Consider the following 23,649-nt stretch of genomic DNA (forward strand, 5'->3'; position numbering starts at 1 on the left):
TGATAATTGAATCATTGCCAGATATTGAGTTTTCAAGGTGCATAGCTAAAATCTATGTGCGAAGTTTGAGTTACAAAAACATTGGAGGGCATATCTATGGCAATACTTGAAACAAAAGATTTACGAAAAATATATGGCAGCGGTGAGAGTGAAGTCCACGCCCTTGACGGAGTGTCTGTTACTGTCGATGAGGGAGAATTTGTTGCCGTTATCGGTACATCGGGCAGCGGTAAATCTACTCTGCTAAATATGATTGGCGGATTAGACCGCCCCACATCTGGAAGCATTACTATCCGGGGAAAAGAACTTTTGAAAATGAAAGACGAGGAACTGACAATTTTTCGCCGCAGGAATATTGGCTTTGTCTTTCAGAACTACAATTTACTTCCCGTTCTTAATGTATATGAAAATATCATCTATCCCATTGAGATAGATGGCGGCAAAACAGATACAGAATTTGTAAGGCAGATTATTCATACACTGAGGCTTGAAAAGAAACTTGAGAATATGCCGAATAATCTTTCTGGCGGTCAGCAGCAAAGAGTAGCGATTGCCCGTGCATTAGCTACCAAGCCTGCCATAATCCTTGCCGATGAGCCAACGGGCAATCTGGATTCCAAGACAAGTATGGATGTCATTCTGCTGATGCAGTCCATTAGCAGACAATTCCGCCAAACTACAATTATGATTACGCACAATGAGGAAATCGCCCAGATGGCAGACCGTACAATTCGTATAGAGGATGGCAAAGTTATTTCGGGAGGTATCAGATATGCACGATAACCGAAACAAAAATGCAATGAAACGGGTGGAAAAAGGAATGATGAAAGTAAACAGTACCCGCAATCTGTTTGCAATGTCCGCAATCATCCTTACCACCTTTATGATTACCACGGTTTTCAGCTTAGCTATTAACTATATAGAAAATATGAATCTAATGCAGATGCGTACTCTGGGTACAGCCGCTGATGTTTCTCTTGCTATGCCGACAAAAGAACAAGAGCAGCAAATTACATCATTGGATTATGTGAAAACTGTTGGTGTGCGGTATATGGCAGGCTCGGTTTCCAGGAAGAACGCCGAGGGACGTGAATTTTCCATAGTGCTTCAATATTATGATACCACCGAATGGGAAAAACATTATCAGAAAGCAATCAGCGGTTTCGTTGGTAAATACCCTGCAAATGAAAATGAGATTATGCTGTCTGAGGACGCCCTCTCTCAGCTCGGCATCAAAGCCCCAGAGCTGCATATGGAAATCCCTCTGTCCTATTCTGACAGGAATGGTCAGCAGGAAAGAATTTTTACTTTAAGCGGCTGGTTCCATTCTTATACCGGTACGGGAATGGGCTTTGTATCGGAGAGCTATTGTAAAAATGCAGGCTGCACAATGGAGGAGGACGGCGTGCTCTCCTTGTCGTTAAAGAAAATACCCGATGATTTTCTCCGTCTTCAAAGAGATGTGAAGCTGAACGAAAACCAATTTTGGGATGCTGCGGTTTTGATGAAATCCTCAAGCGGCTCAGTCATCGCAATGGTCATCTTTTTGGTAATGTTTATCATTGGCAGCGGTTATCTGTTGATTTACAATGTCCTATATGTATCGATTTCCAAAGATACCCGTTTTTACGGCTTGATGAAAACTCTTGGCACAACGCAGACACAAATTAAATCGTTGGTTAAAAGACAGGCAGTAGAATTTGCCTGTATCGGCATACCGATTGGTATTTTACTGGCAACAACAGTTTCCTTTGGATTCGTTCCGCTTTTTCTGGAAAAGGGGTTTAATCAAGGTAAGTCGGCGATGGAAGCCGTGGTATTTTTCCATCCGTCAATCTATATTTTGTCTATCCTCTTTTCAGCATTCACAGTTTGGATTGCCTGCAACGCACCTGCGAAAGCAGCGGCAAAGACCTCGCCCATAGAAGCCTTGAAGTTTCAGAACTTTGCACCACAAAAGACAAAAAACAGAAATTCCCAAAATGGCGGCAGGCTATATATCATGGCGTTTCATAATGTTTTCCGTGACAGGAAACGGGCAATCCTTGTGTTCATGTCCTTGTTTATGGGAATTACAATGATTTTAGGAGTGAATGGCATAGCTGGAAGCTATAAAGCTGAAAACTATGTGAAGCAGTATATGGATTACAACTTTGAATACGCTGATATTCAAGTCAGACAGTATGAACAGCTCCAAAAAGAAGTACCGCAGTTTGATGAGCATTTTATAGAACAGATTGAGCAAATCGAGGGTATTAAAAATGTGGAGATTCAAAAAACAGTCTGGGCGGGCATTGATTTTGACGGATCAGATTTTGGAGATTTTATGAAAATCAAGTATGAGGACAGCAGCTATAAAGCCAACAGGCAGTCTTATGAACAAATGCTTGCAGGATTAAGGGCGTATGCGAATGCAGACGAATACGGTTGCTACATCACGACCCTTATGGATGAAAGGATTTTGGAAGAATATAATGAAAACCATCCTGAAACAACCATTGACCCTGATGCCTTTTGGCGTGGCGAAATCGTGATTACAGGTTGGGACAGCGACTATAATGCCCCCAATGCCGCCCTGGTGGGAAAAACGCTGACACTGACTGCCAAAAGTGCAAACGGAAAGGCAACTGATTTTCTTGTCGGCGGAGCATTTGATTTTATGGATGATACCAATAGGCTTTCCACTACTATAGGTCATCACAAAATGGTAGAAATCGTACCAGACATCATTTATGTCAGTGAAGCGGGTATGGAACGCCTGACCGGGGAGGCTCTTATTTCTGGTATCGGTGTGGATATTGAGGAAATAAACGACTTAGAGCGGATAGACAGTGAATTACAGGCAATCAACCGAACCTTAACTACAGCAGAGTGGGAGTTCAAAAGTACAGTTGATACAGTAGAACAATTTAACCAGATGTTATACGCTCAAAAATTGTTAGGAAACGGCGTGGCTGCCCTGCTCATCGTAATTGGGTTGATTAACTTTGTGAATGTAATGGTGACGGGCGTGGCTGCAAGAAAAAATGAATTTGCCATAATGGAAAGCATCGGCACAACGAAAAAACAGCTTAAGAAAATATTGACCATAGAGGGTGGCATTTATGCCCTCATCTCCACGCTGCTGATCTTGATTTTTGGAAATGCGTTCCTTATGCTTGTGGCAGACGCAGTACCGAATCTGGCAAACTATGCCGTATTTGAGTATCCCGTTGGACTGGTAATCCGCTTGATTGCGGCAATCTTCGTGATATGCCTTAGCGTTCCTGGAATTGTTTATAAGTTGATTTCCAATGAAACGGTCATAGAACGGATGCGCAGTTTTGATAACTAAATAAGCATCGACAGGTGCAGACGCAAACCTGCTGCGTCTGTACCTGCCATTAAAAATCTATTGAGGAAAGGTGGTGTGTTTCAGGCTATGGCAAATATCTTTCTACTCGAAGATGACAAGATTTTATCGAAAGGAATTTCGATTGCCTTGAAAAAAGACAGTCATACCATAACTGCTGCTTATGGTTTTGTGGACGCTTTAACGCAATATCAAAAACGGAAAACTGACCTGTTTCTGCTTGACATTAATCTGCCTGATGGCAGCGGTTTGGAATTGTGCAGAAAAATTCGTGAAACATCCGATATACCAATTCTGTTTTTGACAGCCAATGATACCGAAGAAAATATGTTGGAGGGATTTGGGGCAGGATGTGATGACTATATTTCCAAACCGTTTTCCCTTGAAGTTTTGCGAAAAAAGGTACATGCTATCTTGAAACGCACAGGCGGCGACAGCCCCCGTATGAAATATAAGAGCCTGGAGATAGATACGGATAAATGCCTTGTTCTGTTAAGCGGAGAGGAAATACATCTGACTGCTACCGAATATAAGCTGCTTTTGTATCTGATACAAAACAAAGGAAAAGTAGTTACGAAAACAATGCTTCTAGAACGCCTCTGGGATATAGATGGAAATTTTGTGGATGACAATACAATCCGTGTCAACATAAAAAGATTACGCCAAAAGCTGAACGATGAGAAGCAGGAATATATTGTAACTGTTTTTGGCATGGGATATACCTTTGGAGAATGACGATGAAGTATTTTGATTCTTATAGAAAACTGGTTCTGATTACAGGAGCTGTCATATCGGTTTTATCTGTTCTTATGGTGTTTTTTGCAAGGAGCAGTCCTGTTACAATGCTTTGGAGATTTTCTGGCGTGCTTACCTTATTTGCCTTACTGCTCCTGCTTGATTTTCTCCACAATCGTTACAACGATGATTTATTAGAACAGATTACCCTGCTCATAGAAGCTTTAGTTGAACAGCAGGAACGGCAAATCTTTTCAGAAGCAGAAGATACGCTGACAGCACGTTTGCAGCATCAGCTTTTAAAACTCCGCAACATTTTGACAGCCCAAAATCAAATGTTAGCGCAGGAAAAAGAACAGATAAAAACGCTGATTTCTGATATTTCACATCAGATAAAAACGCCTATTGCGGCAGCAAATACATTTGCCGAGCTACTTAGCGATGGGGAACTGTCTGCGGAAGAAAGAACAGAATATATTACCACTTTGCAGATGTCACTTGGAAAACTGACCTTTTTGACAAACAGCTTGATTAAAATGTCCCGTCTGGAAAGCGGAATTATCAGCTTAAAGCCCGAAAAGAACAGCTTGAACGAGATTGTACTCCAAGCTGTAAAAACGGTATATGCAAAAGCAAAGGAAAAAGGAATTTTGATAACCTTTGAATGTGACCAAGCCTTTGAAGCGGTTTTAGATTTTAACTGGACGGCAGAAGCCATATCAAATGTCATTGATAATGCCGTGAAATATACGCCGCAAGGAGGTTTTGTACGCTTAAAGATAACAGAGTACCCGTCCTTTCTGCGGCTTGATATAAGCGACAGCGGTGTTGGCATCCCAGAAGAAGAACAGGCTAAGATTTTCGGGCGGTTTTACAGAGGAAAACAATCTGTGGGTACTGACGGGGTGGGAATTGGCTTATACCTTACCCGTGAGATTATCAATAAACAGAATGGATATATGAAAGTGTCATCTGATGAAAATGGAAGCACCTTTTCGATGTTTTTAAAGAAAAACTAAAAAGGAATGAAAGGAACAGAATGAAGCAAATACATTGGATATGCTGCCCAAAATGTGGCAATAAAACTCGTGACAGGCTTAGAGAGGATACTATTTTGATAAACTACCCTATCTACTGTCCGAAGTGTAAACAGGAAACTTTAATCAATGCAAGGAATTTACAGATAACTTTCATCAAAGAGTCGGACGCATAGACGCAGAGCCGATGAACTTGTGAGCGATCACGGTTTGTCGGCTTTTGTTTTGAAAGCAATACTACATTTATTGGTTGCATTGTATTTTGTCTAGATGAGTATATTAAAATACGTTCAGATTGGAGATTCATACAATAAAAATGAAATGGAAAATAAAGAAGTATCAACTAAGAATAATTATCAAGGCTAATAACATATTGCACAAATTAAGGTGTATCGGAATGAAGTATAAAACTTCAATACGATACACCTTTTATATTGATGCGAAATTTGTCTGATTATGGGTTTTCAGTGGTTTTACGTTGCGAGATTGGAAAGAAGTTTGACTAGTATTGTTGTGTTTTCAGCAAGGGTTTAGAAACAAGTTATTGTTTCGTGGATGGCTGTTTTTTCAGCATGGCTAATTGTGTATCCCACACTTGTTTCATCACCTTTTTTACTTCTTCCACATCGACTTTATACACATTGCCTGTTGCGTTCATTCGCTTTGCTATCTGGTTTAAATTGCCGCTGATTTTTCCGAGTGTGGCGTTGTAATCCCGTAAATCTGAATAGTCAAGGTCATAGACAAATCCGTAAAGAATCAGGCAACGCAGAAAGGCGGATTTGCTTTTCATGCCGGAGATTTTTACTTTCTGTTCTAGTATGTATTGTTCGTCATTGCTTAGGAATATTTTTAACTCGTTTTTGCGCTCACGCTTAGCCATTTTTGATGCATTCTCCTTATCCGGTTTTTAAAGGGATTTTACAAAAATGAATGCCCTCATACATGAGGCATTCATGTGAAAAAATCCAAAACTCCGACAGAGGGTTTTGTGATTTTCTGAGTGGAAGGGGGCAGGGGGATATGCCCTCTGCAAGCAGATTTTTCCAGATTCCCACTCTGGGGAATTTGGGGAAATCGGAGCCTGTGCGGGAACACAGGCAGTGCTTGCTATTCTTATCAAGAATTATTGACAAAAATAGTTATCACGACTTTTTTATTATCACGACCTTTGATGATAAAGCTGATAAACTCAAAGGTTTTCAGTAAAAAAGTCGGGATAACTATTCTACCCACAACACTCCCGGAGGGTGTGTCGGTGTTCCGATTGCTTAGGCAATCTGTTTGGAACACAGCATATCAACTTTCATGGCATTGCATTATAAAGGAAGATATATTTTGAAGGTACATCCTCCACCAGTAGAGTCAGATAGTTGGATTGCCCCATTTAGTCTATGAACTAATTCATTCGCAATACTGAGTCCAAGTCCGAAATGCTCTCTTTGGGTACGGGACTTGTCACATTGGAAGAAACGATTGAATATAAAAGCCTTATCCTTGTCGCTAATGCCGATTCCATGATCAATAACTGCAATCACCAATTCATTTTTATCTATGGATGCATTTAATGAAATTTCGGATTCAGGTGGTGAGTATGAAACAGCGTTATCAATAAAAATACTGATAATCTGACTTAAGCGGTCTGCATCGGAATAAAGTGGTGGGAAGCATTCATCTGGTATGTTAAGATATAAAGTTATATCCTTTTTTCTGCAAATACGTTCAAATTTGGTATAAAGATTTATCAATAATGTATCTATATTGATTTCCTCCATGTGGAAAGACCAGTTTCCAGCATCAAGGGATGAGAGCAGGAGCAAATCTTGAATAAGCCGGGACATTCGTGATACTTCTGAATCAATCATCTGTACATGATTTTTAACGGTATCTGGAATATCGGTTACAGATTCAATCATTTCAGCGGAGGAAAGGATTGCTGCCAATGGAGCTTTGCACTCATGCGAAACAGCAGCAATAAAATCTTTTTGGCTTTGCATGGCTTTCTCGGTGGGTTTTATAGCCTTTCCAATTAGTATTCTGGAAAGAAAGACAATGGAAACAAGGACACCACACCATATGCAAAAATAGTATCCAAATTCTGGTTTTAATAATGCGACAAAGCTGGAACATTTTTTTAGTGCTTCAAGGGTATATATGCTGCCATAATCCGTAATAATCAGACAACTTACGCAATAGTAGTTATTTCCATTTGCCGCTTTGATGGTATATGCGCCGCTTTGCCTGCTATAATAATTGTCTTCCAGACGGGAGGGGGCAAAGGTAAAATCATTCTCTCTTTCAAATAATGAGGTCAGAAAAGTATCAATAATATCAGTATTGTTTTCTAAATATTCACTTTGGTAAAGAAAGTGTCCTGTATCAGATAAAAGTTGAAAATACATATCCAATTTTTCTTCATAAAGGCTGATATGTGCATGATAGTCAGATTCATGTTCTAATTGAAGAACAAGTGTAGTTGTCATTCTATTAAAATAAGCTAACTCTGATTCTTTCTTTGCTTTTATGTTTGCATAAATCATTAGTAAAAATACAATAGAAAAGATAAGTATGAGTGAAATAATAAATAAAAAATAAAGATTCCGCTTAAGCTTTTGTATCATGTTTTACCTCCAAAATAAATCCAGAACCATAGACAGAGGAAAGGACGCATTCACTCTCAACGGTACGGATTCGTTTGCGTAAAAAATAAATATAGTTGTCCAGATTTTTTGATTCTACTGATGCATCTGTTTCCCAAACCTTTTGTATAAGCTGTTCTCTGGTGAGTACAATTTCTGGCTTTTCAAGGAAAACACTCATTAAATGAAACTCTGTTGGTGTTAGTACCAAATGGCTGCTTTTACATACAAGCTGCCGCTTCAGAACGTCAAGGGAAAGATCATGGTAAGAAAGACAATTTTGTTCTGCCAGAATCGCTGGTCTGCGGATTAAGGCTCTGATTCGTGCAGATAACTCGCTGATATGGAAAGGTTTTGTAAGATAATCATCGGCACCATTGTCTAGTCCTTCAATTTTATCCTGCAATTCAGACATTCCAGTTATTATAATAATGGGAAGCTGCATTTTTTTATTCCGCATTGCTTTTATAATAGCCAATCCGTCTATAACGGGGAGCATTCGGTCAATAATAGCCAAATCATAACCGTTGTTTCTGTCTAAGGCAAGTAAGAAACCTTCTTCTCCGTCATTGCAGGCATCAACAATATATCCTTCTTTTGTAAGCTGCTGTTTCATATTATCGCAAAGGTATTTATCATCTTCTAATAATAAAATTTTCATAATCAACTCATTCCTTTCGTTCCACTGATTTTCAATTTGTTTGACTTATGTAATAAATATAGCAAAAAAAATCCTAAAAATATTCTAAAAAATCCTTAATATTAGGTGGCGAAATAGAAGATTTTTAGGATAGCCACATGCTATTCTTAAACAGGCGAAAAAGCCAAATAAAAGAAAAGAGGTATAAAGGATGAGAAAAAAATTATTGAAAACAGTAGTAGTTTTTTGCTTGTTCACAGTTTTGTGTATGAGCATGGTAGGATGTTCTGGAAATAAGAATGAGCGGTCAGATCTGCCGGACGTACCCATAGCAAATGAGAGTGACAATAACATGGACATTGATACAAGCGGAAAAAGCGGCAATGGGACAGAGGGCAATATTAAGGAAACGGATAATAGCAGTGAGGAAAGTGACGATGAGGTGGGAGGTGGCAGTGAAGCAAAAGCAGATAGCAATGGGAAAGGCACATTTTATGACGGGGCAAATCTGAGTGGGCGTGTTGTTGATTTTACAGATACAGGTTTCACCATAACTCCTCGGACATTGATTATAAATGAGGATGGCTCAATGGAAGGAGGTATTGTAGCTCCCGGTTATGAATCGGATGAAACGAATATAAACATAACCTATGCAGAGGATGTTGTTTTTCAAATGATAAATTTCAGCATGGGTTCACAGGCGGAAACTTCGAGGGAGGATACCGACAAAAGCAGTATCAAAAAAGATACGGATGTGAATATATTTGGAACTTGTCAGGATGAAAAACACTGGATTGCTGACAAAGTTGTAATTACAAGGTGGCAGTAGGAGGTCAGAATGAGTTGTTTGGCAAGAACGCTCTGTTATATTCGGAGAAAAAAGATGAAGTCTTTATTATTGCTGTTTTTGTTTCTGGTGATTAACAGCATGGTTTTAGGCACATTGGGAATACGGAAAGTATCTTTAGAGCTGGCAGAAGAACTCCGAAAAAATGCAGAGAGTAAAATAACATTGGAGAGCATGGATGTGAATCACCCTTTTGAAGAAACAGATATGCAGACAATAGGGAATGAACCCAATGTAAACTGGCTTAACCGAATATCGGAAATACAGGTTGTTTCTACAACCTGTATTCCGGTTGCGGGTAATGAAGGCTCTGAAAATGTATTTACTATTCATGGGTATGATAAGTTGGAGAAAGATAGCCCATTTGCGGATAAAGTTTATCGGATTACAGAGGGGAATTATCCACAAGGAAGTAAAGATATCGTAGTGAATCAGTTCCTGGCAGAGGATAATGGGATTCAGGCAGGCGATAAAATTGTATTTGAAATGTTTGATGGAACGGAGCAGGAAGCGGTTGTTGCCGGATTGTTTTTGTCGGGAATGGAACGAAGTCAGACCGAAAATGTGGCAACAGTGAACCGCATTGAAAACCAGATTTATGGAACGGCAGATTTTGTGAACAAGCTGTCCGGAAGAACCGATTTTTTTAATGTGGCAGTGTATGTAAATAATCCGGAGCAGCTTACGGATACAAAGAAAGTGTTGGAAAATATGTATCAGGATTGCGCAGCGATTGGGATAACAGACAATACATTTCAAAAATTAAAAATGATGATTGGTCAGACAGACAGAATTACGTTTTTGATTTTCGTTATGACGGTAACTGCCGGAAGTATGATAATAGGTCTTTTGCTTGCCATGTGGATGCGCAGCAGGAAAACGGAGATTGCTGTTCTGATTAGTCTGGGCATATCAAAAGAAAATATATTATCTCAAATGGTTTTGGAAGAGATGATATTGTATTTTATTGCATTCGCAGGAGCGGGAATTGCAACAAAGCTCTTATTACCACGAATCAGTAATTGTCTTGCTATCATGCAAGGCAACAGTATAACACTAGAACTATCATTTGGTTGGCAGTTAGGAGTTTTATGTATCGGATTGATTGGTGTTGTAATATTGACTGGAATTGCGATTTTTCCATATATGGAAAAGCCTGTTAAAGAAACTTTGTCGGAAATGGAGGGATAACATGAACATCTTAGAATTAAGCATACACTGTCTGGTGCGGAAACGGACAAAGTCAATTCTGCTTTTAAGTGTTGTTTTTGTAACATCTTGTTTTATCTATGCCGGATGGGCGTGTAAATCAGCAAACGTACAGACGCAGACAGAAGGCAAACAGGCGCTTGGGGCATCTTTCAGGATGGAAGAAAATGAAGCGGACAGACATGACAGGACAGCTGAGGCAATCAAAAAATTAGGCGGGCAGAATGGGAGCGTGGATGGATCGCATATAGAACAGTTAGAATCTGGAGATTGGATGATATCGCATGATAATTCTTTTGAAACCCTGCAAATGGAAGACATTGAAACGCTTGCAGGGCAGGAGGGGATTGCTGAATATAATGTTACTACGGCGAACATAGTGGTTAATCCTGTAAATTTTGTACGAATTGAAGATCCGGATGTAGATCAGCATTCAGATCTGTTGGGTGTGTCATTGCGGGGGAATATGGAAATGCGGCTGGATTTCGATGTGCAGAATGGGAATATAGAAGTAAATGAGGGACGTATGATTACATCAGAGGACAAAGATGTATGCGTCATATCAAGGGAACTGGCAGAATTAAATGGATTGATGATTGGGGATAAACTGGAATTTAATGACCGGAAAAAGCGTGAAACATCTAAAGTTTATAGTGCGGAGATAGTTGGGGTTTATGATACAATCCATAAAATTACGCCTATCATGTACGGGGACAGCTACCGGAGTGAGAATATCATCATGACAGACCTGCGTTTTCCGGAGAAGCCGCAGGGATGCGAGGGAGATCCATTATATCAATATGCGACATTCTGGGTAGAAAATGTGGATGAGTATGATACGGTAAAGGAACAGATCAAAAAAGCTGATATTAACTGGAAACGATATGATTTCCTCGATAATACTGGAATGAGCGATACAATGGCAGAAAATTTTGGGGATTTGGATGAAATGAGTTCCATGATACTTATTTTGGTTTCTGTTTCTGGTGCAGTTATTATTTCCCTTGTGTTTCTATTTTGGCTGAAAAGCAGAATACACGAAATTGGTGTATTTTTGGCTATTGGAAAAAGTAAGGTTGCCATTATTGCACAGATGATGTTGGAAGGAATTCTGATAGGATGTATTTCTTTTACGCTGGCAACTGTATGTGCGCCTGTATTATCTAAAGGTGTTGCTGATTATCTGGTGGGTTATCAGGTAAAACAGCAGGAAGAACAGAGGGAAGCGGAAAAGGGCATGACGGGAGGCGCAGGAGTGGCTGAGTATGAATCGGAGGTCGTGGGCGTTGAAACCAAAGTGACAGGAAAAATAATTTTATTGTCCGCTTCTTCTATACTGGGAGTAATTTTTATTGCGGTTTCGTCATCATGTATGTTAGTGGTGGTACAAAAGCCAAAAGAAATTTTAAGCAGGATGAGCTGAATAAAAACGGCTGAGAATGAAAAAAAACAGGGATGCGATGTAGAAGAATTGCTGATGCAGACGAGCACTGAGAAAGACACGAAAAATGGAAAAGTTAGATGAAATTGAGGGGAACTGGAATGGTAACAGGCAGAAGAAGTTTGATAAACAGGAGGCAGACAGAAATAAGGAAAAGGAAACAATTCATAAGGTGGTTTTCACTATTCATAAAAGTGACAGTTGTGGTTGTAATCGTATTCCATTTTAGAAATATTTACGCCTATCTGGAAGAAATACAAGTGAAATTGGAGCACTTTGAGATACAGCAATATGGGAAAACGCAGACAAATGTAGATACGAAGATAGCAGATGAATCCAGTGATGTGGATTATGAAGTTAACTAGAGATGAGCAATTTACTTCAGACAAGATTGCCGCATATAGCATGAAAAATGGGTATTATGTGGAAGGAACCGGAACATCGTGGGCTTTGATGGAGGATGTTCCAAAGCTACATGGCATTAATGTCACATCTATAAGCCCCACCGCAAATAATATGAGGGCGGCGTTGGAGAATAACGGAATTATCATATGCGCTTTGAGAAAAGGAGATTTCACGTTATCAGGTCATTATATCGTGATTTATGGGTGTAATGACGAGGGATTTCTGATAAGAGATCCAAACTGTGTGGCAAGGGGCAACAGACAGTGGACATTTAGTGAGATTGAAAATCAGATTAAAAGCATATGGGTGTATAACAAATAAAAATATAAAGCAGAACGAACTAAAGGAGGCTGTATGTTAGAATTAAAAAATATTTCATATTATTACAAATCACAAAAGGATAAGACGATTCTGAATCATGTTTCCTATGAATTTAAGAAGGGAGTAATGTATGCCATTTTGGGTTCCAGTGGTTCAGGAAAAACGACACTATTATCTTTACTGGCAGGACTGGATGTACCAGTCGATGGAACAGTCTGCGTTGGAGGAGAGGATATATTGCAAAGGGGTTTAAACGCACATAGAAAAGATAATATGTCTTTGGTTTTTCAGAATTATAATTTGATTGACTATTTAACGCCAGTTGAAAACGTAAGATTGGGCGGAAAAGCAGATGCAGAAAAACTTCTGGAACAAATGGGTATTGATCAATTGCAGAGGAAAAGAAATGTTATGCAGTTATCAGGAGGGCAGCAGCAGAGAGTCGCAATTGCAAGGGCATTAGCAAGCAAGGCTCCTATTTTGCTGGCAGATGAACCGACAGGAAATCTGGATGAGGATACTGCAAATGAGATTATAGCTATTTTTCAGAACCTGGCGCATGAGCAGGAGAAATGTGTAATTGTAGTTACGCATAGTAGAGAATTAGCAGAGCAAGCAGATTATATTTTGACATTGAAGAAGGGTAAATTAGAGGAATAAATTAAACGAAAACGGTTTGAACCAGCTAGTAGAACGCATACTAAGTTTGTTTTTGTTAAACTTACCTTTCTTTAAAATGTACAGAAAAATATAATTTGGTGTTTCATCTTAAACAATTTAGTATTCGTTTTGCTAGGTTAAGGGGAAATAATGGGAAAAGTAATAATTTTATCATTCTCTGACAAGGAAGAGGATGTATATCAGAGTATATTGCAGGTAGTAAGTAACAGCAGAAGTTTTGGGTTGGAGCAGTTACGGGGATAAGCAGTATGTCCCCTATGTACTCCGGTATTATGTGTTCGGCAGAATCCCGACAGGAGTCGGTAGTCAGGCAATCGTGCAGGTGGCATTGACGCAGGAAGAAAACAGCGGGGACACCTACTGGAGCTGGTACGGGTTTGACAGCAGGGGACATTATTTTCTTTGATTGGGGGAATGACGGAACCATAGACCATGTGGGGATTGTGGAGAGCGTGACAAATGGCGTTGTGAATACCATAGAGGGCAACAGCGGGGATAAAGTTGCGAGAAGAAGTTACAGTATGGGCAGTGATTCCATTTATGGATATAGTGTTCCGGCATATTAAAATACTGGCAAAAGAAAACCAGAGGTTTATTCTGCTGGCTCTTTTGCCTTACATATCCCTTGTGCCGTCCCTGCTATGATAGTCAGTTCTGAATCATCAAACGTGTCAAAAAGTGCGTCCAATTGTCGGCGTAAAATTGATTTTTTGCAGGAGCTTCTGGATGTATGTACTGGCCTACGGATATGTGGAACATGGTTACAAGTTGAATGAACAACAAAAAGCTAGGATATTGTCCTTCTTTTTCGATTGACTGTAAATGTCTTGCGGAAATGCCGAGTTCTTCGGCTAATTCCTCTCTTGTAATTCTCTGTTTCACACGGGCGTTTTGAATTGCCTGCCCTAATTTCATAAAGTCAAGGTTTCCTGCGGCTTCGCTCATTTTTTTCACCACCTGTTCGGATAGATTTGCTCTATTTATTATACAGAAATAAAAGTGCTACTTAAACGATGTGTAATCCTTTGCAATAGGAGATTAAATATCTTTATATAAGAGATAAAAATTCTTATTTGCATAGTTGATATTGTTCGTTCAAACGGATATAATAGATGCAGTACGATTAAGGAGGTTAGAAATGTTTGAATATATGACAGCACAAGAAGCCGCAGAACTTTGGGGAATCTCGGTACGGCGAGTGCAGCGGCTTTGTAAAGAAAATCGAATAGAGGGAGTATTAAATGTGAATCGGGTATGGCTTATTCCGAAAGGTACAGAGAAACCTTTAGACAAGCGGAGAAAATCTGAAAGAGGTGGTATTCGTGAATAGTAAAATATTATTGGTAGATGATGAAAAAGACATTGTAGATTTGATGGAAGATGTGCTACGGCAGGATGGCTTTCAGAATATTCAAAAAGCATATACAGGTATGGATGCGTTGGAAATGTGCAGAGAGTTTCAACCAGATGTAATTGTACTGGATATTATGCTTCCAGATATTGATGGTATAGAAGTATGTAAAAAAATACGTGAATCTTCAATATGTTCTATTCTTTTTCTTTCTTCAAGGAATGATGATATTGATAAAATACTTGGGTTGTCAAGTGGTGGGGATGATTATATAACAAAACCTTTCAGTCCACGGGAAATTGTGTTCCGAATTAAGGCACAGATCCGCCGTCAGCAATATCAGACTACCGCACAAACGGATGATAAAAATTTGGTTATTGTTGATGCCCTGTCATTAGATAAAGATGGCAGCCGTATCTATAAGAATGGAAAAGAAATCAGTCTGACCGGACGAGAATTTTTACTCCTAGCGTATTTTATGGAAAATGCAAATAAGATTATCAGCAAAGACCGTCTGTATGAGCAAGTCTGGGGAGAAAGCGGTGGCATTTGTGATAATACGATTATGGTTCATATCCGACATCTTCGTGAGAAAATTGAAGAAACGCCTTCAAATCCCAAGCTACTTATTACGGTTAAAGGTTTAGGCTATAAATTAAAGAAAAGGATTGATTAAATGAAAAAATCTGGTTATCGCTCCATATTACATATATATTTGATGTTTTTTCTGGCAGTATTTATTGTGATAGTATTTGCCGGTTTCCTTATTCTTTCCATTATTACAGTTCATGCGCCTGATGATTCTTTTGCAAGAAGCGATTATCCAATGGAATTTACAAGAGAGTTTGGAGAACAGATTATTTTTATAGATGATATACCCGGGATTAAGCAGTCTGGTTTGGAATTGTTGCAATCAAATCAAGCAGGGATACAGATATTAAACGACAGTGGGCAGGAAGTAGCTGGTTATCAAAAACCCCAAAATGCTAAAGATTTTTACTCTGATGCAGAACTTTTAGAGATATGCCAAACAGGACATAGCGGGGACAGTCAGACAACATTATTTATTGGAACTTTATCACATAAAGGAACGGACTTCACATATATTATTTATTTTCCGATGAATATTTCAAAAATTACTATGTATTTGAATGGTGATAAATTTACAGCGGGAAAATCAATCATATTATGGTGTATCAGTGCTGTATTTTTCATAATGCTTATATCTGGTTTTATATATGGTTTTTGGATAACAAAAACCATAAATCGTATGTCTGCATCTATCAAAAATATTGCAGGGCGTTCCTATGTGCCTATACTAAATCAGGGGGTTTTTAATGATGTATTTGAGAGTTTAAATGAATTAGACATGGAAATTAGAGAAAGTGATAACTTAAAAAAGCAGACAGAAAAGATGCGTAAGGACTGGATTGCAAACATTACACATGATTTGAAAACACCGTTATCTCCCATAAAGGGATATGTGGAGGTATTGTCTGAGCAGGAATGTTCATCTGACGAAAAAATAAAAAGATATTCACAAGTGATGTTAAAAAATGTTTCATATGGAATCATTGATTGATGATTTAAAACTTACCTATCAATTAGAAAATGGTATGATTCCCATTCATCTTGAAAAACAGAATTTTGTCAGTTTTTTAAGAGAACTTGTGATTGATATTTTAAACAATCCAGAGTACGAGAGTCGTGTTATTCAGTTTGATTCTCAAGAAGAATGTATTACATTTTCTTTTGAACGCAAATTGTTGACAAGAGCTTTTCAAAATTTGATTGTAAATGCATTTATTCACGGCAATCAGGATACAGAGATGTCTATAAAAATTTTTGTAAAGGATAATATCATGGAGGTCATGGTTTCTGATAATGGAAATGGTATGTCTTCTGATGAAATAGCTCATTTGTTTCAGAGATATTATCGGGGGACAAATACAGAAAAGAAAACAGCAGGAACGGGATTAGGTCTTGCCATAACGAAAAGCATTATTGAAGCACAGGGCGGAAATATCATAGTGGAAAGTGAAATTGGTGTTGGAACAGATTTTAGAATTTGTTTTCCTGTCACTTAAGGCTTCCTGATTATTGCTAAGTGGCTTAGAGGTATCTTAAGGTTAATTAAGGTTGCCAGCAAGTGAGATTAAGGTTGATAGCTTATTATTTGAATTGTAATAGCTATCAGCCTTTTTTGTGTTTTACGGATGGAGGTGAAAAAATGAGATTAAAAGTAAAAAGAGGCATTCCAATATTGATTACCGTTGTTATTACGTTATTGGTGGGATTTGTGTTGATGGCATTTATGTTACGTCCCCAAGTATTGGATATAAAGGATGTTGATTTCAATACGATTACTGACGGAGAGTATATAGGAATATGCCAGAATAAAATACTCCTCGCTGTTGTCAAAGTCCATGTGAAAGACCATAAAATAAGCGATATTGAAATTTTAGAACATAAAGATTCCTATATGGAACAGGCAAAACAAATTGCTGATGATGTATGTTTCAATCAATCTTTAGAAGTTGACGCTATTTCTGGTGCAACATTGACAAGCAAGACAGTATTGAAGGCAATTGAAAACGCATTAACAGAGAATCCATAATGATTTTCTACGAAAGAAAGCAGGTGTGAATTTGAAGATTATTTTGAAATACATTCTCACGAATGTAAAAGAAAGAAAAACACGGACTATCGTTATGATGCTATCAATACTGCTTTCCACTGTACTATTATTCGTTTCATTTTCAATCGGCACGTCCTATGAAAACGCACAACGAAAAATGGCTCGTGGAATTGCGGGAACTGCAACGGTGTCCGTCAGCCCAAAGGATGCAAATCATGTTGTGGATTTAAACGACATTCCAGAATTATCTTCCGTACAGACTAAGGTTGGTTTGTTAAAGGGGAGAGCTTTGTATCACGAAAATGGATATTATGAAACAATTGATTTGATAGCTTCTGATCTAATGCTCTTAAATCAAATAAATAAACCCCGATTAGTGGGCGGTGGAGAAATCAAGGATTTTACGGGAAATCAGATTATTTTGCCAGACCGTTTTACTTTAAAATACGGAATTAAAAAAGGTGATACCGTTACGCTTCAGATTGGCGGCATTCCTACCTCGTTTGAAGTAGCTGAAATTGCCTGTTATGATACCGTTTTTTTAAGGCATACCAGAGGGGCTACAGCTTTACTTCCGAAATCTACACTGGAGGAAATCTTACAATATGAAAATGGGTACAGTGAGATTTTGATTGAGCCTGCTATGGGTGTTTCTGCGGATGAGTTGATAGACACGTTATTGAAAGAGCTTTCCGACAGTTCCCTTGTTGTATCAAAAATTGTAAATGAAACCCAGATAGCAGCAGATGCAAGGCAAAAATCAATGCCATTTTTTCTCATTAGTTTCTTTTCCTTAACAATGAGTGTTTTTATTATTTACAGCAGCTATAAGGTCATTACATTAGACCGCTTACCCATAATTGGAACATTCCGCAGTATTGGGGCAACCCAAAAAGCAGTAATCCGTATTCTGATGCTCGAAAGTGCTTTATATGGCTGTATTGGGGGTATCATTGGGATTCCGCTCGGCATTGGTGTCTTGAAACTGATTTTACAAGGCATGGGAAAATCTTTGTCACAGGGAATAGAAATTCCAATGGTCATTACTGGAACAGCGGTTTTGCTATCTTTTGGAGTTGCGGTTACGGTTTCAATGCTCAGTGCATGGATTCCTGTTCGATGTGCAAGCAGATTGCCAATTAAGAGTGTGATTTTGGGTGTTATAGGAGAAAGGCATATGCCAAATCGCTTTATTGCTATTATTGGAGTTTTGCTGTTTGCTGTATCCGTAATTTTGCCAGAGGCTGCTTCTGGAGGGATGTTGTATCTTGCAGGAGGTTTTTCCTTATTAGGATTAATAGTTGCAACAATCTTGCTTATTCCGCTTATTGCCAATCTTCTCTCTAAATGTCTGGAGCGTGTGTATGCAGTCATTTGGGGAAATGAGGGGATGTTAGCATCAAGAAACATGAGGGATAACAAAAATATAACGCAAAATATAACTTTGCTGTTTATCAGTATTTCCGCTGTCATTGCTATTACGGTGGTTGGAAATTTTGTCAACACATACATCACAGATGTATTTAACGGAGCTGAACTTCAAGGATTTGCAGATGGGGAAATGAATCGTGATTTTGCCCGGCAAATCGAGAAAATGGATGGCATTGAAAAGGTATTGCCAGTTTATGTTTTCAACCATGAAATGCAATGTGAGGATATCGTATTTTCCCGTTTGGAAGCAACGGATAATTTGGAGTGGTACACTTCCATGTTGAATCTGCACTATACAAAAAAAGACATGGAAAGTTTTGCTATTTCTGAGTTTTCAAAGACACGTTCTATTGTTTTGAGTGAGGATTGTTTAAAGCGGGCTGGGTTTAGGAACGGTGATATTGTGACATTGGTGAATGGTGTGGGGAGCAATTCTTATGCCATAGTCGGTAGTTTTAAGTCAAGGGCAACTGATGTGGAAGCGGTTATCCCGTCCGCTTATGCTGTTTTGGATTTTGGTGCTTCAAATTATAACTTTTTAGCATATACCGCTGCCGATCCGGATTCTATTATGGTTCAGATACGGGATCTGTTTGGCAGTACACAAAATTGGAGCAGAACCGTGGAGGAATTTAACGCAGATGCCCTTTCTACGGTAGGAGCTTTTTTGAAACCAATGCACAGTATGACATATTTTATTTTGTTACTGGCTGCTGTTGGCATTGTCAATAACCTGCTGATTAACTATATGCAGAAACAGCGTACGATTGCAATGTACAAATCAGTCGGTTTGAGCAACAGGCAAAATATAAAAATTACATTCATCGAAAGTTTTACTTCTGGAATAATTGGGGCATTTGTTGCTATAACGGTGTCTTTCTTGGAAATCCAGACAATTTTTTTGGTGGCAGGCCCCAAAATTTCAATGCTGCCAGAATTAGATTTCAGGGTTTTCCTATCGGCTGGGACGATGGGCGTTATGATTACTCTGATAGGTTCTGTTGTTCCTATTACAAAAAGCAGAAAAATGAAGTTAGTGGAAGAAATAAAGTTTGAATAATGGAGGACAGGAAATGAAATCAATTACTGGCAATATTGCTATTGAGGGAAAAAATATAGTCAAGGATTTTGAACTTGGCAATACAACGACAAGGGTGTTAAAAGATGTTTCAATAAAAGTCTTAAAGGGCGAATTTGTTTCCATTATGGGGCAGTCTGGCTCTGGAAAGAGCACTCTTCTATATATTTTAGGTGGTCTGGATACTCCGACCAGAGGAACGGTTTCCATGAATGGGATAGACATATCTAAATTCAATGATGAAAAGATGAGTAAAATCAGACGGCAGAAAATAGGGTTTGTTTTTCAGTTTTATAACCTTATTCCCAACTTGAATGTAGAGGAAAATATCATGTTGCCCTTGTTATTGGATGGAAAGAAGACACGGGATTATAGAAAGCAGCTTAATGAAATTTTGGAAGTTGTTGGACTAACCGACAGAAGAAAGCACACGCCGAGAGAATTGTCAGGAGGTCAGCAACAAAGAGTTGCCATAGCCCGTGCGTTAATTGGCAGTCCAGAAATCTTGTTCGCAGATGAACCGACAGGAAATTTAGACAGTGCGACAGGTGCTGAAATTATGGATTTATTAAGAGCAATTAATCAAAATAGCGGACAGACAATTCTTATGGTAACACATTCTCCGGAAGCGGCGAAAAGCAGTAATCGTGTGATTACGGTAAAAGACGGAATGATTGAATAAGCAAATAGGTTAAAAATATAGTTTGGATAAGCCCGTCAAATAAAAAAAACGGTGTTTTGGCGGGCTGTATCTTCACGCCCAAATGAAAATAACTTTACCCTTCAGACCTGTTTTGAGTTTGGAGGGATTTTTATTGCCTGCAAATAGCAATTTCTATTTTCATATACGATATAAAGGGACGGATAACCCGTAAAAAAATCCTTGTCAGGACAAGGGGGCTTTCTACCCAACAAGTAGAAGTCAAATTTCTATATAATAGAAATGAATTATCCATATACCGTAAAAACGTGACAGCCTTTGCGGTTTTCTTTTGTCGTTTTTTGCCCGATTACGCCGTGAGGCTTTATTTATCATTGGCTGCCGCTCACATATGAGAAAGACAGGCATTATTACATTTCATTTAAAGATGGACAAGGAGTTTTACATAAGCTGGAAATCAGCAGGGTAGTGTATGACACTTTTGATTCATTTGAATTAGGCGATCTGGCATATCTCAATGTGGTGGACAGGCATATCGAGCAGTCCGAGGTATGGGAAAACACCTTGAATATGAGAGCAATGAAAAAGCCGGACAGTATGGAGGAAATCGTGTTCCGCAAGTTTCAGACAGAAAAGCTACATAAGGCAATCAGTGAGCTGCCGGAAAAACAGAAAAGAAGGCTGATACTGCATTATTTTCAGGAGTTGACCTATGTGGAAATCGCAGAGCGGGAGAAATGCTCAACCAGAGCAGTAGAGTACAGCATACACGGGGCAATTCAAAGCCTGAAAAAGTTTTTTGAAAAAAATTAAAAAAGGACTTTCGGGTTTTGCCTGATAAGTGAGGAAACAGGTGAGGGAGATAAAAAATCCCTTGCCTGTTCTCCGTTATGTGGTGAATGGGTTTGTACCATGAAAATTTCATACCCATTCATCAAATACATTCCTGTTGTTATCGTGATGAGCGTAAGCCACGTTAGCAGGTACGCCATGAACTGGATGGGGATAGAGGCAACGAAATTGCACAGACAAAAGACAATGGTTTGCGGCTGTCCTATCCCTATTTAAGGAGCGGAAAATACCGGGTTATAAATATCAGTTTGCTACTGATAGGGCGATAACAGGCAGCAGGGACAATGATACTCCCGTCCAGTCACAAGTCGAGCATTGAAAGCATAGCAACCAATGAGGACGGCTCCGGGCGATCCCCGGAGGGGCGATTCCCGTGGAACTGGTCAGTAGCCAGTCGTTTGGTGACTTCCCTTGTTTATTGTGAAAACGGTAGATATGAAAGCCGGGGTGTCGAGGACAAATAGGTTTATAAGGCTAAAAATGGTAGCCGGACACAAGCATAAAAATATTCTGAAGAATAATCAAAAAGCTATGTTCTTGTGTTCGGCTATACGTACCTGAAATGCAGGAGAATTTTATTTTTCGGCAGGTAAGGTGTATTTGCGTAAATTTAAATTTTCAAAATATTATTTGTCCTGAAACAGAAAAAGAGAATTGAATTTAGAAAGTAAAAATTATGGAGGACAATCTTATTTATGGAAGAAAGAGAAATCAAGCGTGGAGATATTTACCATGCGGATTTAAATCCCATTGTTGGAAGTGAGCAGGGAGGATACCATCCGGTATTGGTGATTCAGAATAACAGAGGGAATAAGCATAGTCCAACCGTTATTGTCGCCGCAATCACAAGCAGACCGAAGCATAAGATGCCTACCCATGTGTTGCTAAAAGGGATTGAAGGGTTAGAAAAGGATTCCGTAGTGTTGCTGGAGCAGTTGAGAACCATTGATAAAAAGCGTTTGGATGATTATGTGGGATCATTGGGCAAGCAGCAGATGTTAAAGGTTGAGAAAGCGTTATGTTCCAGCACAGGGATGAGAAAATTGGATAAGCCGATACTGATGTGTCTTTGCCCGGTATGTGCAAAGCCATTTTTTGAATTCAGAGAGCATTTTATCCAAAGGGTAGACAAAAATCAGGACTTGAAAGAAACTTGTATGTTCTGCAATGTCAGGCAGGGGTATGACTATTTAATAAGAAGAAATCATTAGCGGCAGGTAAAAAACTTGCCATTGATTCCATATATGGAGGTAGGAAATGAGTGTAAATAAAGAATATGCAGTAAAGATGCTGATAGAAATCCTTTTTGAAAAAGGTTTAGTGAATGAAGCTACTTATAAGAATACGTTGCAGTATCAAAAGTCACAGTGTAATGGAAGTAATTCGCACATTTCACAAGCAGCCTGATTTTAGATAGAATTTTAGTATCAACAGGAGGTGTATGATTATGAGTAATAACCATTTTGCATTTGATATGGCATTGCAGACGCCATTCAATACTTTTAAGGACAAAAACAGAGAAAGAAACATGGTGTTTTATGGACGGGTGTCCACGGAACATGAGGCACAGCTTTCAGCACTGGAAAATCAGATACAATGGTATGACGATCAGTCAAAATTCCATCCAAATTGGAATGTGCTGGACAAGTATATCGAAATAAAACTCGCTTAATTGATACAAAGGGAATGAACAGAATATCGGAGAAACCGCAGAAATAAAGGGCTTTCGGCACACTGGATGTGACCGAAGGCTCTTTATTTTTTTGCATGATCTTATGGTTGTGTGGAAGTAAGGATGTAAGTGAACCCTCTACTATAGAAGTTGAACCCCCTTGTTTTGGAAATTTGAACCCTCTAAAGGCAAAATCAAAATGTTTATCAGATTGGGGCATTGCATTCCACGAAGCCGTTTACACCGGCACATAGAAGCTGGTTTGATATTTTTATCATTTCTTCCAGGGGGATTTTTTTCCCATCCGCTACCCACTGGCTGTACATTTCCACAGTAGAGGTCTGGATGAAATGCAGCAGGATATTTTGCTTTGGCGGCTTCAGAAGCTGGAGCCATGCGGAGCTTTTCCAAGTGGAATTCATCACATTGCTGATCATCCTGCTCCGGATATACCCATAATTTCCGCTGCAGGTGATTTTTTCGTAGACAGATCCTTTTTCCGCGGAATAGAGAAAAAATTCACGGTTGATCTTGTCCAGGTCTTCCGGTATCCGGTAGTTTTTGATCCGTTCCCGATATTCTTCTATCTGGTGTTAGTATATAAGTGTGGACAGAAAAAGTTGAACAACCTATACTATCAAATGAAAGAGCAAAGGAGA

The 23,649-nt window shown here is 39.0% G+C and carries 28 protein-coding genes and 1 pseudogene; 24 read left to right on the top strand and 5 right to left on the bottom strand.

Translation table 11 applies throughout. The annotated features are described in order from the left end of the window. The first annotated feature begins 96 nt into the window (after positions 1-96). From D5281_RS20550 to D5281_RS20570, 5 genes are all read left to right on the top strand, one after another. On the top strand, positions 97-783 hold the full coding sequence (locus D5281_RS20550; protein WP_160561905.1) for an ABC transporter ATP-binding protein: 687 nt from the start codon (positions 97-99) through the stop codon (positions 781-783). Then, entirely contained in the window at positions 773-3,334 is a 2,562-nt protein-coding gene (locus tag D5281_RS20555; protein ID WP_160561906.1) for an ABC transporter permease, read from the top strand. The genes D5281_RS20550 and D5281_RS20555 overlap by 11 nt, the downstream gene beginning before the upstream one ends. A gap of 87 nt (positions 3,335-3,421) precedes the next feature. Further along, entirely contained in the window at positions 3,422-4,087 is a 666-nt protein-coding gene (locus D5281_RS20560) for a response regulator transcription factor (protein WP_160561907.1), read from the top strand. Positions 4,088-4,089: 2 nt separating this feature from the next. Further along, positions 4,090-5,106, top strand: coding sequence for a sensor histidine kinase (locus D5281_RS20565; protein WP_160561908.1), 1,017 nt, complete (start codon positions 4,090-4,092; stop codon positions 5,104-5,106). A 20-nt stretch (positions 5,107-5,126) separates the two neighbouring features. Then, positions 5,127-5,300: a cysteine-rich KTR domain-containing protein gene (locus tag D5281_RS20570; RefSeq protein WP_160561909.1), complete on the top strand. Its 174-nt coding sequence runs from the start codon at positions 5,127-5,129 to the stop codon at positions 5,298-5,300. 365 nt (positions 5,301-5,665) lie between these two features. Here D5281_RS20570 and D5281_RS20575 read toward each other — a convergent pair whose 3' ends face one another. The 3 genes from D5281_RS20575 to D5281_RS20585 form a co-directional block, all read right to left on the bottom strand. Then, on the bottom strand, positions 5,666-6,007 hold the full coding sequence (locus D5281_RS20575; protein ID WP_160561910.1) for a plasmid mobilization protein: 342 nt from the start codon (positions 6,005-6,007) through the stop codon (positions 5,666-5,668). A gap of 436 nt (positions 6,008-6,443) precedes the next feature. Beyond that, positions 6,444-7,745, bottom strand: coding sequence for a sensor histidine kinase (locus tag D5281_RS20580; protein ID WP_160561911.1), 1,302 nt, complete (start codon positions 7,743-7,745; stop codon positions 6,444-6,446). Then, entirely contained in the window at positions 7,729-8,424 is a 696-nt protein-coding gene (locus D5281_RS20585) for a response regulator transcription factor (RefSeq protein ID WP_160561912.1), read from the bottom strand. The genes D5281_RS20580 and D5281_RS20585 overlap by 17 nt, the downstream gene beginning before the upstream one ends. Positions 8,425-8,614: 190 nt before the next feature. Here D5281_RS20585 and D5281_RS20590 point away from each other — a divergent pair, with 190 nt between their 5' ends. From D5281_RS20590 to D5281_RS27020, 7 genes and pseudogenes are all read left to right on the top strand, one after another. Further along, the gene (locus tag D5281_RS20590) at positions 8,615-9,232 is read left to right on the top strand and encodes a hypothetical protein (protein WP_160561913.1); all 618 of its coding nucleotides are present in this window, start codon (positions 8,615-8,617) and stop codon (positions 9,230-9,232) included. A 54-nt stretch (positions 9,233-9,286) separates the two neighbouring features. Beyond that, positions 9,287-10,441, top strand: a complete 1,155-nt coding sequence (locus D5281_RS20595; protein WP_160561914.1) for an ABC transporter permease — start codon at positions 9,287-9,289, stop codon at positions 10,439-10,441. 1 nt (position 10,442) lies between these two features. After that, a complete protein-coding gene (locus D5281_RS20600; RefSeq protein ID WP_160561915.1) occupies positions 10,443-11,882 on the top strand; it encodes an ABC transporter permease in 1,440 nt (479 codons plus the stop codon). Between the two features lie 119 nt (positions 11,883-12,001). After that, positions 12,002-12,265: a hypothetical protein gene (locus tag D5281_RS20605; RefSeq protein WP_160561916.1), complete on the top strand. Its 264-nt coding sequence runs from the start codon at positions 12,002-12,004 to the stop codon at positions 12,263-12,265. Further along, positions 12,252-12,626, top strand: coding sequence for a cysteine peptidase family C39 domain-containing protein (locus D5281_RS20610; RefSeq protein ID WP_160561917.1), 375 nt, complete (start codon positions 12,252-12,254; stop codon positions 12,624-12,626). Before D5281_RS20605 ends, D5281_RS20610 begins: the two co-directional genes overlap by 14 nt. A gap of 33 nt (positions 12,627-12,659) precedes the next feature. Continuing rightward, entirely contained in the window at positions 12,660-13,286 is a 627-nt protein-coding gene (locus D5281_RS20615; RefSeq protein WP_160561918.1) for an ABC transporter ATP-binding protein, read from the top strand. Positions 13,287-13,515: 229 nt separating this feature from the next. Next, positions 13,516-13,873: pseudogene (locus D5281_RS27020) on the top strand (CHAP domain-containing protein); the annotation flags it as partial. Between the two features lie 26 nt (positions 13,874-13,899). Here D5281_RS27020 and D5281_RS27260 read toward each other — a convergent pair. Further along, positions 13,900-13,995, bottom strand: a complete 96-nt coding sequence (locus tag D5281_RS27260; RefSeq protein WP_408637302.1) for a hypothetical protein — start codon at positions 13,993-13,995, stop codon at positions 13,900-13,902. Continuing rightward, a complete protein-coding gene (locus D5281_RS20625; protein WP_330585197.1) occupies positions 13,956-14,252 on the bottom strand; it encodes a helix-turn-helix transcriptional regulator in 297 nt (98 codons plus the stop codon). The genes D5281_RS27260 and D5281_RS20625 overlap by 40 nt, the downstream gene beginning before the upstream one ends. A 193-nt stretch (positions 14,253-14,445) precedes the next feature. Between D5281_RS20625 and D5281_RS20630 the strand changes: the two genes are divergently transcribed. From D5281_RS20630 to D5281_RS26080, 12 genes are all read left to right on the top strand, one after another. Further along, entirely contained in the window at positions 14,446-14,637 is a 192-nt protein-coding gene (locus D5281_RS20630) for a helix-turn-helix domain-containing protein (RefSeq protein ID WP_160561919.1), read from the top strand. Then, a complete protein-coding gene (locus tag D5281_RS20635; protein ID WP_330585198.1) occupies positions 14,630-15,334 on the top strand; it encodes a response regulator transcription factor in 705 nt (234 codons plus the stop codon). Before D5281_RS20630 ends, D5281_RS20635 begins: the two co-directional genes overlap by 8 nt. Continuing rightward, entirely contained in the window at positions 15,335-16,240 is a 906-nt protein-coding gene (locus D5281_RS26065; protein WP_277935502.1) for a histidine kinase dimerization/phospho-acceptor domain-containing protein, read from the top strand. Continuing rightward, a complete protein-coding gene (locus tag D5281_RS26070) occupies positions 16,224-16,745 on the top strand; it encodes a sensor histidine kinase (RefSeq protein WP_277935503.1) in 522 nt (173 codons plus the stop codon). The genes D5281_RS26065 and D5281_RS26070 overlap by 17 nt, the downstream gene beginning before the upstream one ends. Positions 16,746-16,888: 143 nt before the next feature. After that, positions 16,889-17,275: an FMN-binding protein gene (locus D5281_RS20645; RefSeq protein WP_160561920.1), complete on the top strand. Its 387-nt coding sequence runs from the start codon at positions 16,889-16,891 to the stop codon at positions 17,273-17,275. 40 nt (positions 17,276-17,315) lie between these two features. Further along, positions 17,316-19,787: an ABC transporter permease gene (locus D5281_RS20650; protein WP_408637303.1), complete on the top strand. Its 2,472-nt coding sequence runs from the start codon at positions 17,316-17,318 to the stop codon at positions 19,785-19,787. Between the two features lie 13 nt (positions 19,788-19,800). Further along, positions 19,801-20,487, top strand: a complete 687-nt coding sequence (locus D5281_RS20655; RefSeq protein WP_160561921.1) for an ABC transporter ATP-binding protein — start codon at positions 19,801-19,803, stop codon at positions 20,485-20,487. Positions 20,488-20,934: 447 nt separating this feature from the next. Beyond that, on the top strand, positions 20,935-21,279 hold the full coding sequence (locus D5281_RS26075; protein WP_330585199.1) for an RNA polymerase sigma factor: 345 nt from the start codon (positions 20,935-20,937) through the stop codon (positions 21,277-21,279). A gap of 734 nt (positions 21,280-22,013) precedes the next feature. Beyond that, on the top strand, positions 22,014-22,529 hold the full coding sequence (locus tag D5281_RS20665; RefSeq protein WP_160561922.1) for a type II toxin-antitoxin system PemK/MazF family toxin: 516 nt from the start codon (positions 22,014-22,016) through the stop codon (positions 22,527-22,529). A gap of 46 nt (positions 22,530-22,575) precedes the next feature. After that, the gene (locus D5281_RS20670) at positions 22,576-22,725 is read left to right on the top strand and encodes a hypothetical protein (RefSeq protein ID WP_160561923.1); all 150 of its coding nucleotides are present in this window, start codon (positions 22,576-22,578) and stop codon (positions 22,723-22,725) included. 40 nt (positions 22,726-22,765) lie between these two features. After that, positions 22,766-22,990, top strand: a complete 225-nt coding sequence (locus D5281_RS20675) for a recombinase family protein (protein WP_277935505.1) — start codon at positions 22,766-22,768, stop codon at positions 22,988-22,990. Between the two features lie 350 nt (positions 22,991-23,340). Further along, positions 23,341-23,649, top strand: a 309-nt coding sequence (locus D5281_RS26080) for a hypothetical protein (RefSeq protein WP_277935506.1), incomplete at its 3' end; no start/stop codon positions are given.

It is taken from the genome of Parablautia muri (assembly GCF_009917485.1).
GTDB lineage: Bacteria > Bacillota > Clostridia > Lachnospirales > Lachnospiraceae > Suilimivivens > Suilimivivens muri.

Bases quoted from the DNA above. Each gene is read 5' to 3' on its own strand.
- D5281_RS26070 (WP_277935503.1), top strand. From the start codon at position 16,224: ATGGAATCATTGATTGATGATTTAAAACTTACCTATCAATTAGAAAAT.
- D5281_RS20605 (WP_160561916.1), top strand. From the start codon at position 12,002: ATGGTAACAGGCAGAAGAAGTTTGATAAACAGGAGGCAGACAGAAATA.
- D5281_RS20670 (WP_160561923.1), top strand. From the start codon at position 22,576: ATGAGTGTAAATAAAGAATATGCAGTAAAGATGCTGATAGAAATCCTT.
- D5281_RS20565 (WP_160561908.1), top strand. From the start codon at position 4,090: ATGAAGTATTTTGATTCTTATAGAAAACTGGTTCTGATTACAGGAGCT.
- D5281_RS20580 (WP_160561911.1), bottom strand. From the start codon at position 7,745: ATGATACAAAAGCTTAAGCGGAATCTTTATTTTTTATTTATTATTTCA.
- D5281_RS20665 (WP_160561922.1), top strand. From the start codon at position 22,014: ATGGAAGAAAGAGAAATCAAGCGTGGAGATATTTACCATGCGGATTTA.
- D5281_RS20575 (WP_160561910.1), bottom strand. From the start codon at position 6,007: ATGGCTAAGCGTGAGCGCAAAAACGAGTTAAAAATATTCCTAAGCAAT.
- D5281_RS20555 (WP_160561906.1), top strand. From the start codon at position 773: ATGCACGATAACCGAAACAAAAATGCAATGAAACGGGTGGAAAAAGGA.
- D5281_RS20595 (WP_160561914.1), top strand. From the start codon at position 9,287: ATGAAGTCTTTATTATTGCTGTTTTTGTTTCTGGTGATTAACAGCATG.
- D5281_RS20570 (WP_160561909.1), top strand. From the start codon at position 5,127: ATGAAGCAAATACATTGGATATGCTGCCCAAAATGTGGCAATAAAACT.
- D5281_RS20550 (WP_160561905.1), top strand. From the start codon at position 97: ATGGCAATACTTGAAACAAAAGATTTACGAAAAATATATGGCAGCGGT.
- D5281_RS20610 (WP_160561917.1), top strand. From the start codon at position 12,252: ATGAAGTTAACTAGAGATGAGCAATTTACTTCAGACAAGATTGCCGCA.
- D5281_RS20645 (WP_160561920.1), top strand. From the start codon at position 16,889: ATGAGATTAAAAGTAAAAAGAGGCATTCCAATATTGATTACCGTTGTT.
- D5281_RS20625 (WP_330585197.1), bottom strand. From the start codon at position 14,252: ATGAGCGAAGCCGCAGGAAACCTTGACTTTATGAAATTAGGGCAGGCA.
- D5281_RS20615 (WP_160561918.1), top strand. From the start codon at position 12,660: ATGTTAGAATTAAAAAATATTTCATATTATTACAAATCACAAAAGGAT.
- D5281_RS20655 (WP_160561921.1), top strand. From the start codon at position 19,801: ATGAAATCAATTACTGGCAATATTGCTATTGAGGGAAAAAATATAGTC.
- D5281_RS20630 (WP_160561919.1), top strand. From the start codon at position 14,446: ATGTTTGAATATATGACAGCACAAGAAGCCGCAGAACTTTGGGGAATC.
- D5281_RS26065 (WP_277935502.1), top strand. From the start codon at position 15,335: ATGAAAAAATCTGGTTATCGCTCCATATTACATATATATTTGATGTTT.
- D5281_RS20590 (WP_160561913.1), top strand. From the start codon at position 8,615: ATGAGAAAAAAATTATTGAAAACAGTAGTAGTTTTTTGCTTGTTCACA.
- D5281_RS20560 (WP_160561907.1), top strand. From the start codon at position 3,422: ATGGCAAATATCTTTCTACTCGAAGATGACAAGATTTTATCGAAAGGA.
- D5281_RS20675 (WP_277935505.1), top strand. From the start codon at position 22,766: ATGAGTAATAACCATTTTGCATTTGATATGGCATTGCAGACGCCATTC.
- D5281_RS20585 (WP_160561912.1), bottom strand. From the start codon at position 8,424: ATGAAAATTTTATTATTAGAAGATGATAAATACCTTTGCGATAATATG.
- D5281_RS20600 (WP_160561915.1), top strand. From the start codon at position 10,443: ATGAACATCTTAGAATTAAGCATACACTGTCTGGTGCGGAAACGGACA.